This is a genomic window from Pseudomonas sp. HK3, from assembly GCF_052920985.1.
This window is the reverse complement of sequence record NZ_JBREXD010000001.1, coordinates 1,771,787-1,790,182: the sequence shown is the minus strand read 5'-3', so window position 1 is coordinate 1,790,182 and position 18,396 is coordinate 1,771,787. Positions and strand designations below refer to the sequence as shown.

General features: G+C 42.5%; 18 protein-coding genes. 6 read left to right on the top strand and 12 right to left on the bottom strand.

Annotation, left to right across the window (positions count from 1 at the left end; translation table 11 throughout):
• Window positions 1-6: 6 nt before the first annotated feature.
• Window positions 7-636, bottom strand: coding sequence for a retropepsin-like aspartic protease family protein (locus ACU6U9_RS08350; protein WP_446734575.1), 630 nt, complete (start codon window positions 634-636; stop codon window positions 7-9).
• 33 nt (window positions 637-669) lie between these two features.
• On the opposite strand from ACU6U9_RS08350, the gene ACU6U9_RS08345 reads away from it, so the two are divergent.
• Window positions 670-1,344, top strand: coding sequence for a zinc metallopeptidase (locus tag ACU6U9_RS08345; protein WP_446734574.1), 675 nt, complete (start codon window positions 670-672; stop codon window positions 1,342-1,344).
• An 18-nt stretch (window positions 1,345-1,362) separates the two neighbouring features.
• Here the strand turns inward: ACU6U9_RS08345 and ACU6U9_RS08340 are convergent, their stop codons facing one another.
• On the bottom strand, window positions 1,363-1,668 hold the full coding sequence (locus ACU6U9_RS08340; RefSeq protein WP_446735074.1) for a phosphatidylglycerophosphatase A family protein: 306 nt from the start codon (window positions 1,666-1,668) through the stop codon (window positions 1,363-1,365).
• Window positions 1,622-1,849: a hypothetical protein gene (locus tag ACU6U9_RS08335; protein ID WP_446734573.1), complete on the bottom strand. Its 228-nt coding sequence runs from the start codon at window positions 1,847-1,849 to the stop codon at window positions 1,622-1,624. Before ACU6U9_RS08335 ends, ACU6U9_RS08340 begins: the two co-directional genes overlap by 47 nt.
• A gap of 119 nt (window positions 1,850-1,968) precedes the next feature.
• Between ACU6U9_RS08335 and ACU6U9_RS08330 the strand changes: the two genes are divergently transcribed.
• On the top strand, window positions 1,969-3,237 hold the full coding sequence (locus ACU6U9_RS08330) for a glycosyltransferase (RefSeq protein ID WP_446734572.1): 1,269 nt from the start codon (window positions 1,969-1,971) through the stop codon (window positions 3,235-3,237).
• Window positions 3,238-3,335: 98 nt separating this feature from the next.
• Here the strand turns inward: ACU6U9_RS08330 and ACU6U9_RS08325 are convergent, their stop codons facing one another.
• The 6 genes from ACU6U9_RS08325 to ACU6U9_RS08300 all read right to left on the bottom strand — a co-directional run bounded on the left by ACU6U9_RS08325 (window position 3,336) and on the right by ACU6U9_RS08300 (window position 9,995).
• A complete protein-coding gene (locus tag ACU6U9_RS08325) occupies window positions 3,336-3,659 on the bottom strand; it encodes a low molecular weight protein tyrosine phosphatase family protein (RefSeq protein WP_446734571.1) in 324 nt (107 codons plus the stop codon).
• 717 nt (window positions 3,660-4,376) lie between these two features.
• Entirely contained in the window at window positions 4,377-6,668 is a 2,292-nt protein-coding gene (locus tag ACU6U9_RS08320) for an AAA family ATPase (protein ID WP_446734570.1), read from the bottom strand.
• A gap of 103 nt (window positions 6,669-6,771) precedes the next feature.
• Entirely contained in the window at window positions 6,772-7,086 is a 315-nt protein-coding gene (locus ACU6U9_RS08315; RefSeq protein ID WP_446734569.1) for a hypothetical protein, read from the bottom strand.
• A gap of 331 nt (window positions 7,087-7,417) precedes the next feature.
• Window positions 7,418-8,077, bottom strand: coding sequence for a cupin domain-containing protein (locus tag ACU6U9_RS08310; protein WP_446734568.1), 660 nt, complete (start codon window positions 8,075-8,077; stop codon window positions 7,418-7,420).
• Window positions 8,078-8,249: 172 nt separating this feature from the next.
• The gene (locus ACU6U9_RS08305) at window positions 8,250-9,272 is read right to left on the bottom strand and encodes a DUF2156 domain-containing protein (protein ID WP_446734567.1); all 1,023 of its coding nucleotides are present in this window, start codon (window positions 9,270-9,272) and stop codon (window positions 8,250-8,252) included.
• Window positions 9,273-9,317: 45 nt separating this feature from the next.
• On the bottom strand, window positions 9,318-9,995 hold the full coding sequence (locus ACU6U9_RS08300; RefSeq protein WP_446734566.1) for a class I SAM-dependent methyltransferase: 678 nt from the start codon (window positions 9,993-9,995) through the stop codon (window positions 9,318-9,320).
• A gap of 584 nt (window positions 9,996-10,579) precedes the next feature.
• Here ACU6U9_RS08300 and ACU6U9_RS08295 point away from each other — a divergent pair.
• Together ACU6U9_RS08295 and ACU6U9_RS08290 are read left to right on the top strand one after the other, a co-directional pair.
• Window positions 10,580-12,073 (top strand): alanine/glycine:cation symporter family protein, encoded by a 1,494-nt coding sequence (locus ACU6U9_RS08295; RefSeq protein WP_446734565.1) that lies wholly within the window; start codon window positions 10,580-10,582, stop codon window positions 12,071-12,073.
• A gap of 116 nt (window positions 12,074-12,189) precedes the next feature.
• Window positions 12,190-13,032 carry a DUF6279 family lipoprotein gene (locus tag ACU6U9_RS08290; RefSeq protein ID WP_446734564.1) on the top strand — a complete coding sequence of 281 codons (843 nt, stop codon included), beginning with the start codon at window positions 12,190-12,192 and terminating at the stop codon, window positions 13,030-13,032.
• A gap of 27 nt (window positions 13,033-13,059) precedes the next feature.
• Here the strand turns inward: ACU6U9_RS08290 and ilvA are convergent, their stop codons facing one another.
• Entirely contained in the window at window positions 13,060-14,571 is a 1,512-nt protein-coding gene (gene ilvA, locus ACU6U9_RS08285) for a threonine ammonia-lyase, biosynthetic (RefSeq protein WP_446734563.1), read from the bottom strand.
• Window positions 14,572-14,674: 103 nt separating this feature from the next.
• Here ilvA and rpiA point away from each other — a divergent pair, with 103 nt between their 5' ends.
• Entirely contained in the window at window positions 14,675-15,352 is a 678-nt protein-coding gene (gene rpiA / locus ACU6U9_RS08280; RefSeq protein WP_446734562.1) for a ribose-5-phosphate isomerase RpiA, read from the top strand.
• 53 nt (window positions 15,353-15,405) lie between these two features.
• Here the strand turns inward: rpiA and ACU6U9_RS08275 are convergent, their stop codons facing one another.
• Window positions 15,406-16,119 carry a peptidase gene (locus ACU6U9_RS08275; RefSeq protein ID WP_446734561.1) on the bottom strand — a complete coding sequence of 238 codons (714 nt, stop codon included), beginning with the start codon at window positions 16,117-16,119 and terminating at the stop codon, window positions 15,406-15,408.
• A gap of 70 nt (window positions 16,120-16,189) precedes the next feature.
• Window positions 16,190-16,312 carry a hypothetical protein gene (locus tag ACU6U9_RS08270; RefSeq protein ID WP_446734560.1) on the bottom strand — a complete coding sequence of 41 codons (123 nt, stop codon included), beginning with the start codon at window positions 16,310-16,312 and terminating at the stop codon, window positions 16,190-16,192.
• A 745-nt stretch (window positions 16,313-17,057) separates the two neighbouring features.
• On the opposite strand from ACU6U9_RS08270, the gene ACU6U9_RS08265 reads away from it, so the two are divergent.
• A complete protein-coding gene (locus ACU6U9_RS08265; protein ID WP_446734559.1) occupies window positions 17,058-18,269 on the top strand; it encodes a saccharopine dehydrogenase family protein in 1,212 nt (403 codons plus the stop codon).
• Window positions 18,270-18,396 lie beyond the last annotated feature (127 nt).

Genomic DNA, 18,396 nt, shown 5'->3' with positions numbered 1-18,396 from the left:
CGCTGCTTATTCGCTAATAACTAGCTCGCCATTATCCTGCTGAATTTTAAGCTGCCCTAAAAAGCTCATACCTAAAAGTGGTACATCTGGGTGGGAACCTTCTATCACACTTACCGGCACGTTATAGCGCGTAATGCCTTCTAGTTTTATTTCGTTCACGTGCACCAAAAAACTGTTCACAATACCGCCCGCTGTGGCACTGCGCCTACGCTGACCCTTCGCATAAGCAATTCCCAGCTTACGCGCCGTGTTGCCACTTAATGCGACATTTGTCGCACCTGTGTCCACTAGCATACGCACCCTGCGCCCATTTAATACGACATCGGTATAGTAGTGACCACTAAAGTCTTGCTGCAAACGCACTTCTTTTGTTTGTGCCGGTGCATAACTTGAAGCAAGTGAAGCGCCTAATAATAGAGTTTGACGCGCGCCATTGATTTCGATGACACACTGCTCGCTATCCGCGCGAATCAGCGTAATACCTTGCTTCTGTTGCCCTGCTTTAATCACTAAACGCTCGCCATCTTTTTCAAGAATGGCCATGCCCGGCATAAGGCCTACCGCTTGAATATTAGCCTGACTAAAAAAAGTCACGGCTAACAGGCTTAAGCCAGTCAATATTTTCAATACTCTCACGTATACTGTCCTTACGATTACTTGAGGTGCGTTATGATTTGGATTGTGTTGTTAATCATATTGGTCGCGTTAATATTTTTACCCCAGTTTTGGGTAAGGCGCGTTCTGCAAAAACACAGTAACGAGCGTGCGGATTTTCCCGGCACAGGGGGAGAGTTTGCCCGCCACTTAATTAAACAGCAAGGTTTAAAGGTCAAACTTGAGACAACCGAACAAGGCGACCATTACGACCCTAGCAGCAAAACTGTGCGCTTAAGCAGTGACAATTTCAATGGAAAGTCGCTCACCGCCGTGGCCACCGCCGCTCACGAAGTGGGTCATGCTATTCAGCACCAACAGGGCATGGCCTTATTACTATTACGCACACCATTGGCCAAGTTTGCATATTATGTGGAGAGAATCGCACAGGTAGCACTATTAAGTACCCCTGTATTTTTAAGCTTTTTACCAGGGGTAGGCAAGTTATCATTGATCGTGGCGATTGCCGGAATGCTTGCCAGTACTCTGGTGCATTTTGTCACATTGCCCGTTGAAATAAACGCCAGTTTCTCTAAGGCACTGCCCATTCTTAAAAACGGCCAATACCTACAAGAGAAAGACTACCAAGATGCTCGCAAGATTCTATTAGCCTGCGCCTTAACCTATGTCTCTGCCGCACTAGCTAGCTTATTTAATGTTTGGCGCTGGTTGCGCTTTTTTCGCCGATAAACCCCATCGGCGTCATGTTTATATCAGCGCAATTAGCCAAACACTTAATTGCAAACACAGCCATGCAGCAACAGCGGCAGCCACATCATCAATCATAATGCCAAAGCCACCATCAACGTTTTTATCGAACCACTTGATTGGCCAAGGCTTGGCAATATCAAAAATACGAAATAACACAAAACCCCATAACAACCACAACACCCCTTGTGGCGCTAAAAACATAGTGAGCCACATGCCCAACCATTCGTCGATGACGATGCCACCATGATCATGCACGTTAAGATCTTTCGAGGTTTGATGACAAACGTAGGTGCCCACTACCATAGTAAGCAACATAACGATGGCATAACTCAGCACCCGTTAAGTCTTGTAACAAAAACCAATAAATAGGCAGTGCTGCAATGGTTCCCATGGTGCCCGGTGCTTTAGGCGATAAACCGCTGCCCAGACCAAAGGCCAGCATATGAATGGGGTTTTTATAATTCGGTTTTGGTAGCGCAGACATATTCAATACACATTAATAAAGAGCCATCATTATACCCAGCGTAGTATAAAAGTCTGCACAAGGTCTCTTTGGGTAGTTTAAGGTACAATAACCGCTTTTATCGTCATCGAACTGTGCACATGAAAACGTTATTGATCATTGGTTATGTTTGGCCTGAGCCAAACTCCAGCGCCGCCGGTGCGCGTATGTTGCAGCTTATTGAGTGCATGCAGCAAGCTGGCTATCAAGTTGAATACGCATCCCCTGCCGCCCCCAGCGAGCACGCCATTGATTACCAACAATACGGTATTAGTACAGCGAAAATAGAATTGAACAGTGCCAGTTTCGATGACTACTTAACCGCACTTAACCCGCAGGTTGTGATGTTTGACCGCTTTATGATGGAAGAACAATTTGGTTGGCGTGTCGAAAAACACTGCCCACAGGCCCTGCGTATTTTAGACAGCGAAGACCTACATTGTTTACGCTTTGCTCGCCAAGCCCTTGCCAAAAGCAATCACAATGTCATTAAGGATGTTGCGCCTGCTGATTTATTTAGTGAGCACGCTAAGCGTGAAATTGCGGCGATTTATCGCTGTGACTTAACATTAACCATTAGCCAATACGAAATGGACGTACTGCAAACCGTATTCAATGTGCCTGCCAATATTTTATTGTATGTACCGTTTATGCTGAAACATATAAGCGTCAATACTCAGTTAAATTTTAATGAGCGCCAGCATTTTGTATCGATTGGTAACTTTCGACACGAACCGAATTGGGACGCGGTTCTGCAACTTAAGCAACACATTTGGCCACTGATTCGAAAACAATTGCCCAAAGCTCAACTGCATATTTTTGGTGCTTATCCGCCTAAAAAAGCCACCCAACTGCACAATGAAAAACAAGGTTTTTTGATTAAAGGCTGGTGCGAAAATGCATTTGATGAGTTAAGCCAGGCCCGTGTACTGCTTGCCCCTTTACGATTTGGTGCTGGCTTAAAAGGCAAATTATTGGATGCCGCCCAATGTGGTTTACCCGCGGTGACGACGTCCATCGGCGCTGAAGGGCTATATGAATCCGGCGAACACTCAACGGCTTTGGTCAGTGATGACTTTGAAATATTTGCTCAGCACGCCATTAATTTATACAACAATGAAGATGTTTGGTCAGGCTTGCAAAATAACGCCCATGAATTTTTAGAAAAAGGGTTTGCTTGGCCGATATTCAGCACACAGCTTATTCAACGAATAACAGACATCGAAAATAATTTAGACACCCATCGACTGAATAATTTCACCGGCAGCATGCTGCGCCATCACAGCATGAAGTCTACCCAATATATGGCACAGTGGATCGAAGCAAAAAATAAACAAGTAGGTTTATTTAAAACTCATAAGCCGTTATAACAGAGGGTAACATTCGATTGGGTTATGAGATAATTAGAGCGCAGGTAACAGAGTGCTAACGGCTTAAGGTCAGTTTATCGCATATTAATATGTACTACTTATTGTACAAGTAACGGAACCTTTGATTGTAATATCTCGATGAGTTTTTCATCCATATATTCATAATCATCGGGAATGTCTAAAGAGATGATTTTTTGGTCTTTTATGGCGCGTCCAAATTTGTTGCTTAATTTCTTTTTATGAGCCTTTTCCATCACAAAGATATAATCCGCCCACTCAATATCGTCAAGACTCACATGAACTTCGGCATCATTACTCACACCAGCAGAATAAACGTCCCAGCCATCGACATTGCTAAAGATGGCTTCTGCAGTAGGGCTTCTTAGTTTATTCTTACTGCACAAAAACAATATTTTTTTCATTTAGTCTCAAAACGCCCTGTTAACAGCTTGTTATGTTTACATTGCAGCAATAAGCCCCAACGCTCCAATTGGTAGTAGCAAAACCCATTGGGGTAATTTGATAAAATTTTTTAGCCCAAAAAAGTACCCACCTACAGCAACGAATACAAGTGAAAAAATAACGAAAATAGTAGATATACCAAATACTACATTTAAAAAAGCATCCAGATTGAACCAACCAACATAAGTTAAGACAAGACCACTGATAAAAAGAGTAACTGATACCATGTGCCAACAGGCTAATAACGTTGCCTTAGGAATGTCAGGTAAGTTTGACTTTAGAAAAGGTGACAAGGTTTGCGGAATCAGATTGCTGCGTATTGTTAAGTGGCTTTATCGTCACGGTTAATATTTTTAATGCCTAGCACGAATAATGTAACGCATCCCAGACCACTTGAAGCCCAAAGTATTAAAGCAATGTACGGCTGCCTACAGCTAAAATGTTCGTGAAAGAGAGAATAATTATTGTCGCAAAACTGCATTGCTAGACTGGATGAGGAAAACATCCAAAGCAAGCACCACCACGAAAACAAAAAGAGCGGCATTGAAACTACTAACTGAATTATCCCTTTCTTCTTCATAATGACTCTGATGACACTTAACGCCGCACTCTTCGGAAATTTGGGAGCGCCAGCGAGTAAATTTTCCGTAGCAGCGCCTTGTTATACGCTTTCTTACTCATGACACTACCTCCACCATTTCTTGGTAGTGCTTTTCATCAAGTTCGCTTATCCAGTCAAAGATGTCTGAAATGACTGCAACGCCTTCACCAATCAGGTTTTCAACGAAGTCTTCATTGGTTTCAATAAGGTCGTTATGTGAATACTCATTAATGAACTTTCGGATTTTTTCTTTTCCTTCGTCTTCCGGATTCTGACTTGCTGAAACTGCCGTATTAAACAAGTTGGCGAAGTTTCCCCGGTTCTTTGGAAATTTAAAAGACAAGAAGGATTCAAGAAGCTTTCGGGATAAGTTGGCTGCAAGAAAATGATCGTCCGTTTCAAGCGCCTGTTGATTCTTTAACGAATGCAATCGTGAAAAAATATAGTGATACTCTGAATTGTATAAGGTTAATGCTTTTTCGGCGTCTGTATAAGTTGAGGTTCTTGGCACTTCGTTGTTTGCCTTAACAACATAGAAGTTTGCAATATTTTGATTGTCGCGTTTATTCTTCCGCGAAATCCAATCACGAACCAACTTGAAAAACGTGAAGTTGTGGGTAAGAACGAACAGTTGCTTTGCTTTTTCACAATTAACTTTCATAAATGAATAAGCGTGAAAAAGGTGGTTGGAATCGAAACTTGAAATAGGATCATCCACAACAACAATAGTGTCTTCAATTTTGTTGTCATTCTCCTTCAGTTTGGTTATGAAGTAGACAAACGCAATAGCCGTCTTTTCGCCTTCACTCAAATTCCCGTCAACCTGTTCCGAATCGTTCCGCAGTATTTCATATCCTTTTTTAACCGGGTTGAATCGAAGGGTTAATTCACTGCGACCAAGAAACTTGTGGAGTGATTCATTGAACTGGTCAGCGCCCACGCCTTCATTTGATAGTGAGTCTTCAAGTGCTCGGATTTCAGTGTTTCTTGTGTTGATTGAGGTCTTTAACGTTTCATTCGCGGTTGTTCGATCAATAACTTCTTTTTTCTTGTCGTGATAACTGAATGACTTAACTTCAGTAGTAGCGTAATGAAGTTCAAGTTTCTTTTTGGCTTTGTCGGTTTCTTCTTTAAAATTCCCTGACTTATGATTGTGTTTATCAATAGCCGCACCAATAGCGGTCATGGCATCGTTAAACGCCTTCACGGATGATTCACTGATAACTTCAACTGCTAGACCAGTTTCAAGCGGATTGGCGGTCTTATCTTTCAAGACAGTGTGCCAGACCGTTATTTCTTCGTTCAGGCCTGTGATTGCTTTTTCCAACGCTGTACATGCTTCGCTGTACCTATTTTTGAACTCGTCGTAGAAATCACTTGCGGCAGGTAGCGTTTGGGGCTGAATATATTGACCGGCAAGCCAACCATCAGCACTTACAAGCCGGGTTTGAAAGGCTTTGTAATCGTCATTAAAGTGGGCTTCAAGCTGTTTGGTACGTTCTTCGGTGATGGCGTTACCACAAAATTCACACTGGTTTGTATCGTGACGTTTATGAAGATCAAGACCAGTTTCAACCCAAGACTTTATATCACCATATTCAACAAGCCGTTGAATAGTTTTACTAACCACACTGGTTTTTAAAAGATCATCAAGACGTTCTTTTGCTTTGGTGAATATTTCTTGATCAATGGTCTGTTGATTAAAGGTGATCGGGGACTTTTGATCAGGCTTGGCAGCATTGGTTAATTCAACAATTTGTTGATCATCAAGCAGTGAGCTGTCCGACTTACTTTCTTCAAGGCGATCATCTATGAATTTTCCAAATTTACGCTTATCGTAGTTAAGGTAGTAGCTGTCAGTAGTATCAATGGATTGAAGACTTGTCTTCATATGTCGCGCGCTATCAGTTCCAAATTTTGAAACAGCACCATCAAGTTTTCTTATTGCTTCAGCTTCTACGCCGTGCGCTTTGTTATCGACTTCCTGTTCTTTTTTTAATTTCTCTAGTTTTTCGCGTTCTTCAATCTTTTCTTTATCAACAAGTAATATGCTTTTTACAACGTTATTCCATGAAATATTTTCGTCAATAAAGTCATGGTTAAAGGTGTATACGTTAAGGTCTGAATCCGCCGTGTTCGCTTGTGTGATTACGGTGCCGCCGTCTACGCTTACAGTGAATTCCGAAGAAGGAAATTTACTTGAAGTAGTTTTATTTTCGATGCACCGAAATACACCCGAAAGCGTAGATTTTCCGCTTCCATTCCAGCCATAGAACAAATTGTATTTTCCGAAATCTTTAGCATTGTAGTTCGTATGATCTTGGAAGATACCGAATTTCTTTAATTTTTGTATATTCTTTATTGACATAGCATCTCTGATCTAAAATTCTCTCTGGACTAGATTTGCGTATAACGCCTAAAACATGGGCGCGGCTTTATCGCGTCCAATGCCTTTACTTGTTAACTGCTGATTACGAGAACTGTTTTTCATAAGCTTCTCGATGGTGTTTAAAATACTTATCATATTCTTCATAAGAATCTATGAGAGCTGTGACTTCAACGCACGTTTCTCCCATTTCCTTTGAGAGGTCTTCAAAAGAAATAGACTCACATTTTATTTCAGTATCTTGGCCTTGCTCATAAAGCTCAGCTTTTACTACGCCAGATAATAACTCATAGTTTTCGGTTGGAGTGACGTTGCCAAATACGAACCCCATCGGCGGATCACCAACTTCTAGCTTGGTAGTACCAATTACTACATCATTAATTCGAATTTCGTAGATCACTCTAAACCTCTAGGAGCAGTTAACAGTTTATTCTACGTCTCATGATCGAGAAACATATTATACGGTCACGTGATGTCTTTGCAGGGCGTGTTTGCCCGGTGATTCATTGTAAGTCGCGTATAATGTGGGTTTAAGCTGCCCTTGGCAATATGTGCATTCGTCTTTTACGTCTCAGCAAAATATTTGAACATGTTTAGGTCACTAATTTATAACTCTTTATTACTCATCATGCTTTGTGAGTAGTATTTGCTATAGGCTCTCTTTAATCTCATGAACAGCGTATTTCGTATCACATGACGTCATAGCTAATATACAAATGATTACAGCATCACTACGGTTGATGGCCAACCTTAACCAATATAATGGTATCTTCTTCTACAAATGGGAAATGTTCGCTTAAGTGCGGGCTGCGTATCCATGTGCCTTTTGGGTAGCTGCCATGTTCATCTTTGAACTCACCACTGATCACAAAAATTTCTTCGCCGCCCCAATGCTTGTGAGGCAAAAAACGCTCGCCCTTGGGCCAAAATACCAAGGCTGTGTTTTGGCCTTCAAATTCATGTAAGGGCATCACATTTAGATTCCCCTGCCCTTGTAGCCAAGGTGTGTGCTCAGTATTGATATTGACTACGGCCAAGTCTTGTTCATTAAATTGATTAAGCTTCACAAAAATGACACAACCGTCTTTGCTAAATGGCGCATGGGATGATCCCGGCGGGTGTCGTAAATACGAGCCAGTAGGGTAGTCACCCTTTTCATCACTGAATACGCCTTTTAATACAAAGATTTCTTCACCTAATGGGTGGGTATGGGTTTTAAAACTTGAGCCTGGGGCATATTCAACAATACTGCTCACGTGGCCACTTTCGGCGGCTTCACGCTCTAATGGTATGCGGCGTACGCCCTGAGCTGGCGAGTCTTGCCACGCTTGCTTGGCTGTCTCGATCACGACGACTTGACTGAAATCTAAATTATAGTTTTCTACTATCACTATATGGCTCTTTGCCTGACAGGCGGTTTATTCAATTGTGTGGCTATTGTGGCATAGCGAATAAACTATTCTAGGCAGGGTTTTGGGATGATGCGTTCCTAAAACGCATCAGCACAAAAAACCCGCCATAAGGCGGGTCTGTTTATAAAGGCTGGCTATTGCGCCTGTTTGCTTAAATAACATTACAAATCTTAAACATGCAGATAAAATCTTTAGACGGCATGATCCGTTTGTGTACCGCATAAGTGGGTTCCTCTTCACCGCGAAAACGAGACTTAGTAAAGTCGATGCCCTTGAAGTTATACAAGAAGTTAAGGTTTTTTGCGGTAAATTCCAGCATCCAACGCAATACTTTTGATTCTGTTGCCTTTGGTGGGTAATCCAATGCAAGTGGCGATAAGCCTAAGAATATATAGCTCACACCTTCTTCTTTAAATTTGCTCATGGCTTGTACCATCAACATATAAAAAATACCTTGTGGGAATTTTGCAGAGGCACGGCTGATATTAGGAACATAGCCCACAACGTGACCGTTTTCATAAATAGGATCAAAGAAAATAAACCCAATCATCTCTTCGCCTTGGTAAGCAAAGAAACGACGCGTGCCTTCTTTGTAATCCATTTCCATTGGGCGAATTAAAAAAACAATTTCACGGCCCTTACACTTTCGCGTTTTAAGCCATGAGTCAGATAAATTACGGTAAGACATTTCACCGTAGCTTTCTTTTACCATAATGTCTTCTTTTTCAGCATGATTAACGGCGGTACGAATCACTTGTTTTTTCTTGCCAGACATTGTCCAAGTCTTTAAATCAATGTGTGTTTCTTTGCCAAATTGCGTGGCATAAAAACCGGTGATGTCATGTATTAGGCCTGCAACCGCTTGGGTCACTTGAATAAAAACAGGATTGGAATATTTTTTACAAAATGCTCGAATTAAAATCTCACGATCCGCTTCTGCACAAATAGGATTACCCAAGCACACGACTGAGCCCCATTGCTTACGATAAGCAATGTAGCCCACGCCTTCCATGTCGAAGTATCGCATCTGCGGCTGTAACGCAGAAAACGCCATAGAGTGACGCCCGAAGCGTTTAAGAAATTCAACGCGCTCAGAAAATGTAAAAACACCGCCACCATGGGACGTTTCATGTTCGTGGGCGATGTCTGTCACTTCAATATCGACTTTGTTCATAGTCAGACCTCTGTTTTTATTATGTGCAAACGAGTCCGCTGTTTATTACGCGGCATCCACTTGCTGAGGTTTTGCAATTTGTTTGCGTGATGCTTTCATTGACCACAAAGAAGGCACCAACAACACATTAAAAGACTGCTTTTTTTCAATCGAAAAGCCGATGCTTTCAAGGTGTTTAGGGTAATTATAAATTTTATGAAATGCGTTTTTAGCAAATAAGGTAAAGATCGAAACCGCAATATACCAATAAGCATTTTGGAATGACTTTGTTAGCACATTACCCGTTGGATAATGAAAGTCGCCAATGACAAAGTGTCCGTCGGCTTTTACTAACGTACCCAAATGCTGCATTACCGTTACCATGAAGTCTTCAGGGAAAACATTCAAAAAGAAATTAGCAACCACTTGATCGTATTCGCCCACTTCGTCAAACGCTAAAATATCACTGTGTACTAAACGAATAGGATGTTTGAACGGTTTGCCTTGTAAATTCTTTTCAACATTTTTAAGCATGGTGGCGGATAAGTCTACTACCGTAACTTGCGCACCTTTTTCGGCGGCATCAATTGCATCACGACCATGGCCAACACCTGCAAATAAAATCTTATCACCGGCTTTTAAATCGATGTTCATAGCGGTTTTGCATTTGTGAATCTGGCGGCCACTGTAAATTGTGCTTAAAAAATCGTAAACAGGTCCGATAATTTTATACTTGTCTGCCATTGTCTGGCTCCCGTGGATATTATTATTGTTCGGGTTTGCAAGTCTGTCTGGGTCAGGCGTTTTGATAGTGTTGAAAGTACGCTGATGATTTTTTATTTTTATGTCAGACAGTCATTCAGGTTGAGCACCTTAACATGTGACTTTTGAGGCATCCAAGGCTTTTGTAACCGTTTGTTAACTTATTTAATGTACTTTTGTACCAGTTGAAATTACCTTAGTTAAATCAACATCTTATGATTGTCCAACAGTTCCACATTACGGCATTCTTGCAGCGACATTTGCCATTATAAGACTTATATTACATGGTTAAGCTGTCTCTTTAGATCTAGTCGATATAAGACAAAACCACAACGTCGGTATAAGGCTAAGCACTAAGCATGAGCTTTTCTTCGATTATTCAGAGACCGCTATGACCTGTTATGAATCACGATTAAATTAATAACGGCAAATAACAAACAGCAGCAGCACAGCTTTGATGCAAAATTAACCATTTGGTTAAATTATTAGACAAATACTGTTTTAACGCTTTCCTGTTTTTTAACTTTTGTTATTCTGCGTACAACTCACGTTTAAAGGTTTTCCCCATGCAAGATATTGTTAATGCTATTAACGGCGTTATCTGGAGCCCAGTACTTATATATTTGTGCTTAGCCTCAGGTTTGTTTTTCTCAATCATGACCCGCTTTATGCAAGTACGACACATTAAAGAAATGTGGCGCTTGTTGTTTACCCCTAACCAAAGCAGTAAAGGTATTTCATCGTTTCAAGCATTAGCGATTTCATTATCAGGACGAGTAGGCACAGGTAACATCGCAGGTGTTGCAGCGGCCATTGGTTTTGGTGGTCCTGGTGCGGTTTTCTGGATGTGGATGGTAGCGTTTGTTGGTGCTGCCACGGCGTATGTCGAATCCACACTGGCGCAAATTTACAAAGAAGAAGAAGGCGATCAGTTCCGTGGTGGTCCCGCTTATTACTTTGAAAAAGCAATGGGCCAAAAATGGTTCGCCATGATTTTTGCGATTTCGACGATCATCGCATGTGGTTTATTAATGCCTGGCATTCAATCCAATAGTATTGGTAATGCCATCGCCACCGCATTTGGTACTGGTGATATGGTCAATACTGGTATGGGTTTAATGAGCTCGGCTAAAATTGCTACTGGCACATTAATTTGTATTATTTTAGCGTTCATTATTTTTGGTGGTATCAAGCGTATCGCGATGGTGGCGCAGGTGATTGTGCCTTTCATGGCTCTTGCCTATATCGTTATCGCCCTTGTTATTGTGGCGCTTAATATCGATCAACTGCCTGGGATTATAGGCATGATTTTAGGTGATGCCTTTACGCCGATGGCGGGCGTTGGTGCAGCCATTGGTTGGGGTGTTAAGCGAGGCGTGTACTCGAACGAAGCAGGACAAGGTACAGGCCCTCACGCCGCCGCCGCGTCTAATGTTTCTCACCCTGCACAACAAGGTTTGGTACAAGCATTCTCGATTTATGTGGATACTTTATTTGTATGTTCAGCCACGGCATTCATGATTTTGATTACCGGCACATACAATGTACACGGCCCAATGGATGGTTTCTTAATTCAAAACATCGGCGCGGATATCGCGGCCAATAGCCCAGCCTTTACGCAACTTGCGATCGAAAGTACGTTACCCGGGGTCGGCAAACCGTTTATTGCATTTGCTTTATTCTTCTTCTCATTTACCACCATTTTGGCCTATTACTACATTGCCGAAACCAACGTGACTTACATTAGACGAAACTTTAAAATCCCTGGCATGATGGGCTTTTTGAAAGTGGGTCTTTTAGCTTCTGTTTTCTACGGTACGGTAAAAACCGCAGACCTTGCATGGGGCTTAGGTGATATCGGTGTAGGCTTAATGGCTTGGCTGAACATCATTGGTATTCTGATTATTTTCTTCATGGCAAAACCGGCAATGAAAGCGCTGAAAGACTATGAAGAACAGAAAAATAATAATGTTGAAGAATATACATTCGACCCTGAAAAACTAGGCATTAAAAACGCAGATTACTGGGTTAAGCGATTAGCCAAAAATAAAAAGAAGTAAAACAAACCTAAAAAAGGAGAGCTAAGCTCTCCTTTTTTATATGTATGACAATGTAGATCCAACTGAATATTCAACACGTAGTAACAAACAGATTGATTCACTATCTGAGGTAAATCATGCGTGTCATTATTTTACTTGTTATAAGCTTGTTGCTGGGCAGTTGCTCATCACAGTTTGCCTATCGCCACTTAGATTGGATTATTCTTTGGTACGCTGATGATTACCTTGAATTAAACCGCCAGCAAGAACGCATTCTTGAAGGTGAGTTATCACAATTACTCGCATGGCATGAAAAATCCGAACTGCCAAAGTATCGCGCCCAACTACAATCCATCTCACATGATTTAAAGACACTGCCTTTAACTGAAACGGTTATTTCACAACACGTTACATCGATCCGTCTTCACTGGCAAAAAATGCGCAAGCAGATCAGTGAACAGCTCCCGCCGTTAGCTGCAAAACTCAGTGCCGCACAAATTACATATTTATTCCGTCAACTAGAAGACCGCAATCAAGAACGCTTAGACGAAATTCTTGATCTAAGTGATGCACAAATAAAAGAACAACAATTAGAAAAACTAGAGGACATGTTAATAGACTGGCTAGGGTCGATTAATTCTGTTCAAGCCACATTACTGTATGAATTTGTAAACACGCAACATGATTTAACCCGCGAGCGTGTGGCGTACTTAAGGTCGTACCAAGCGCAACTCAAACAAAAAATGCAACAACCTGTAGACATCGGCGCATTACAAATACTATTGGATAACCCTGAATCCTTTAAGCCACAAGCCTATCTTAGCCAACAACAGCATAATCGAGACAATATACAGGCGTTTATTCGTCAATTCAGTGTGCATATTCAACCGGAGCAAGTTGTGCACCTACAGGGCAAGCTGCAAGATTACATAGACGTAATTGATGGCATATTAAAATCGAGCAATAAAAAAGGCGACTAAAAGTCGCCTTTAATGGTAATAATGCGCTTAACGTAAGAACAACTTATAGGCAGGATTATCGCTTTCTTCCCAATAAGGGTAAGCCACTTCATCCAAATATTTTTTCAGCTCAACTTCTTCGCCCGCTGGTACTTGCAAGCCCACCAAAACACGTCCATTGGCTGCACCATGATTGCGATAATGGAACATTGAAATATTCCAACGCTTGCCTAACGTTTTTAAGAAGACCAATAACGCACCAGGGCGCTCTGGGAATTCAAAGCGATATATAATTTCATTGTTCACAGACTCAGGGGCATGACCACCCACCATATGACGAATGTGATATTTAGAAACCTCATCATTGCTAAGGTCAACGGCTGGGTAATTTTTAGCCTCTAACTCATCCAGTAGGTTCTGCTTACCTCCTTCTGGCACTTTGATGCCCACATAAATTTGCGCTTGTTCGTCACGACCATAACGATAATTGAATTCGGTAATGGGGCGCTTACCTAGTAAATTACAAAATGTTTGAAAGCTGCCCGGCTTTTCTGGAATCGTCACCGCCATGATCACTTCACGACCTTCACCCACTTCGGCCATTTCGCTCACATAACGCAAACGGTCAAAGTTCATGTTTGCCCCTGACTCAATGGCAATTAAGGTTTTACCTGCAACGCCTGTGCGCTCCACATACTTTTTCAAGCCCGCCACGCCTAATGCACCTGCTGGCTCTGCCACGCTACGGGTATCATCAAAAATATCTTTAATGGCCGCACATAACTCATCCGGTGTCACCGTGATGCATTCATCGATATGATCTTTACACACCTGCCATGTGTGCTTGCCAATTTGAGCAACGGCAACACCATCGGCAAAGATACCAACATGAGGCAACGTCACGCGACGACCTGCTTTCATGGCGGCGTCTAAGCACGCGCTCTCGGTGCTTTCAACGGCAATGACTTTAATTTCTGGACGCAAGTACTTCACATACGCGGCCACACCGGCCGCAATACCGCCGCCGCCCACTGGGACAAAGATCGCATGAATGTCACCAGTACACTGACGCAACATCTCCATGGCAATGGTGCCTTGCCCTGCGATCACGTCTGGGTCGTCGTAGGGATGAATGTATGTCATGCCTTTTTCTTCAACCAGCTTCTGGCTATACGCAAAGGCTTCATCAAAGGTATCGCCGTGTAAAACCGCTTTTGCTCCACGGGCACGCACAGACGCCACCTTGATCTCAGGTGTGGTAAGGGGCATCACAATGGTTGCTTTAATTTTGAGCTTTTGCGCGGACATCGCAACGCCTTGCGCGTGATTACCCGCACTGGCCGTCACCACACCTTTTGCTAATTCTTCAGGGGTTTTCTTTGAAATACAGTTATAAGCACCACGGCACTTAAAGCTATAAACGGGCTGCTCATCTTCACGCTTAATCAAAATAGTATTATTGAGGCGGTCACTGAGAAATTGCGCCGGCGATAGTGGGGTTTCAATCGCCACATCGTATACATTGGCTTCTAGTATGCGTTTTATGTAGTTATCCGCCATTGGAAATCAACTTACCTATTTTAAAAGTGCATTATTGTAACCATTTTGCCCTGTGCTTAGATATAATCACACCTAAATTTCATAAATCCCTAGGGTAAACCTTATGAACCAAGATGAGCTAAAGCAAGCAGTCGGACAAGCCGCGGTCGATTACATCAAACCGCATCTTGAAAAAGACAGCATCATTGGCGTGGGCACAGGCTCAACCGCCAACTGCTTTATCGATGCGCTCGCCAACATAAAGGATCTGTTTGATGGTGCCGTCGCCAGCTCAGATGCCACCGCTCAACGCTTAAAAGATCATGGCATTGAGGTTTATGACTTAAACAGTTCTGGTACGTTAGAGTTTTATATCGACGGGGCTGACGAGGTTAACGACCACCTGCAAGCGATTAAAGGTGGTGGCGCAGCCCTAACTCGCGAAAAGATCGTGGCTGCTTGTAGCAAAGAGTTTATTTGCATCGCCGATGACAGCAAGTTGGTGCCTATTTTAGGCTCGTTCCCACTGCCCGTTGAGGTGATCCCCATGGCTCGCTCTTATGTGGCCCGTGAGCTGGTGGCCTTAGGTGGTGACCCCGTTTATCGCCAAGGCGTCGTCACAGATAACGGCAACGTTATTCTAGATGTGCACAACTTAAACATCGGCAGTGCAACCGCCCTTGAAGAACGCATTAACGCCATTGTGGGCGTGGTGACAAATGGCTTATTTGCCTGTCGCCCTGCGGATGTATTTTTGATGGGTACCAGTGAAGGGGTCAAGACCTTAAAAGCGAAAAACTGATTTACGCGAATATCAAAAACGGCCAGCACATCACGTGTTTGGCCGTTTTTTTATCACACAAAAATATCGAGATCATCAAACAATTGACTTAACCCAACCGACCAAGCATTACGCAGCTGTAAAAAGCCCTCATGAAATTCATCTAAACGCATCATACCTTTCGCTTCTAGCGAATTTGTCCGGTACGTCATAATATCGATTGGCATACCAACAGATATGTTACTGCGCAACGTTGAATCCATTGAGATCAGGCTGCATTGCAGTGCTTTCTCAAGCGGTGTATCACTCTTGATAATACGGTCTAAAATAGGCTTACCGTATTTACTCTCACCGATTTGAAAGTAAGGCGTATCGTCACTGGCTTCGATGAAATTACCCTGTGGATAAATATGGAACAGCCTAGGAATATCGCCTTTAATTTGGCCGCTCAATAAAATATTACAGCTGAAGTCGATTCCCTGATTTTGGCCTTCATCACGGGTGATCACCCCACGAATAATGCGCCCGATAATCTCAGCCGCTTCGAACAAGGTATGGGTATTCAAGATGTGCTTTTCAGCGGTTTTTATTTCCTGCTCAATAATCGATAACACGCTTTGTGTTGTCGCTAAATTGCCCGCACTTTGTAGAAACAAGACTCGGTCATGCTCTATCTCAAAGGTATGCAATTTTTTAAAACTCGCAATATGATCAACCCCAGCGTTGGTACGCGAATCAGAGGTTAACACCAAACCATCCTGTGATTTTATAGCAACACAATAAGTCATATGAGTATCTAAGTAGCAATTGAATACACTAATAATAGTGACACTTTATCTATTTTGGCTACTTATATGATTAATATCTAACGGCTTCCTGTAAATGGTGATCCGTGCTCAACAAATGAAACGCACCAGAAACCATGAATACGTTATCACCACCACTGGTGATATAAGAACGACCAACTGCTTTTCGCAGCATGTTCAAATTCCATTGAGATGTGATTTTCGGGCAAAGAACATTATATTTCACGCTAGAAGCATTCCCGCAATAATCAACTCACACAGGGTCCGCCATTGGCTGTACCCTGTTTCATAATTTTACGGTTCACTCGCTTACCTCTGCATTTATATGCCTCACCTCAGTGTCCATCGTGGGTGTAAACCATTGTACGACTAGCCACGCTTTTCATAACCCGAATAATGATTCGAGATGCGCCGTATTCAAATTTTTTAATGCGGCCTTTCATCGTATTTTCATTAAACGCCTCTCTTTTAAGTTATTAAAAAAGTCCTTGTATTTTAGAAGTCAGCGCATAAAATGCGCTCAATTTAGTGATTCCTATTGAGGATTTATGCACGCTTAGCCCAGCGTTTTCTCTATGTTAGAAGAAGGCGCACAAGCAACTAGCTTTGGCCTTTGCCATAACACAGAGATGATGGGTAGTGATTCTTTTCATATCCCTTTCTTTACTCGATGACCGTCGTTTTTTAATCCCAGCGATAGATCTCAGTGAGACTTCTCTTTTTTGATACATATGGCTCACCGTCATCTGGCATAGGTACAGTTTTGCCAGACTAAGACCTGCCACGTTTTATCATTAGCTAGTAAACGGCATTCACGCAATTTTGTATAAATGAATTTTGTGCCCAAGACTGGTACAAACAAACGATAACGGCCTTTAAAGCCAGTTAAGGTGACACCCTTACTTTCAGAGAGAGACACTATGAGCAAAGTTATGATCATTGGTGCCGGCGGCGTCGGCAATGTCGTCACACAAAAATGTGCGCAATTGCCCGACGTATTTACCGACATTATTCTGGCCAGCCGTACAGAAAGTAAATGTAAAGCCATCGCTGAAGGCGTAAAAGAAAAAACAGGCCAAACCATTCGTACAGCGCAAATGGATGCGGACAATGTGCCTGAGCTAGCCGCACTGTTAAAACAAGAACAGCCAGAGCTTGTTATTAACGTTGCCTTGCCTTACCAAGATTTAACCATTATGGATGCATGCTTAGAAGCAGGCGTACATTACATGGACACAGCCAACTACGAGCCATTAGACACCGCTAAATTTGAATACAGCTGGCAGTGGGCGTACCAAGATAAGTTCAAAAAAGCCGGTTTAACCGCATTGCTCGGCAGCGGTTTTGACCCCGGTGCCACCAACGTCTTTACCGCATATGTGGCTAAGCACTACTTTGATGAGATTCATTACTTAGACATCATCGATGTGAATGGCGGCGACCACGGCTATCCATTTGCCACTAACTTTAATCCTGAAATCAATATTCGTGAAGTCACTGCTGAATGTCGTCACTGGGAAAACGGCGAGTTTGTCACCACACCTGCCATGAGTAAAAAAGCGGCATTTACATGCCCTGACAACGTGGGTGACTACAATATTTATCGTATGTACCACGAAGAATTAGAAAGCTTAACCAAGCACTTCCCAACGCTTAAGCGTGCGCAGTTTTGGATGAGCTTTTCTGACAATTATTTAAAACACTTAGAAGTACTCGGCAATGTCGGTATGACAGGCATCGAAGCAATCGAATACGAAGGTCAGCAAATTGTGCCGATTCAATTCTTAGCCAAATTATTGCCAGACCCATCGTCTTTAGGGCCACGCACCAAAGGTAATACGTGCATCGGTACAGTGGTACGCGGCATTAAAGATGGCAAAGAAAAAATCGTTTACTGCTATCAGATTTGTAACCACGAATCATGTTGGGAAGAAGTGAAGTCTCAAGCTATTTCTTACACCACAGGTGTACCGGCCATGATTGGCGCCAAAATGATGATCGAGAAAAAATGGTTAGAGCCTGGTGTGTTTAACATCGAACAGTTCGACCCAGACCCATTCATGGAAGCCATGAATCAATATGGCCTTCCTTGGAAAGTGATTGAACTTGATACGTTTGATTTAGACCAATAACACAAAACGCAACATACGTAGGATGGGTTAATGGTGAGTTTTGCGAGCCATGTAACCCATCGCTTAGATGGGTTACGAAAAGCGCTTCGCACATTGCTAACTCATCCTACTTTTCTAAAAGATATTA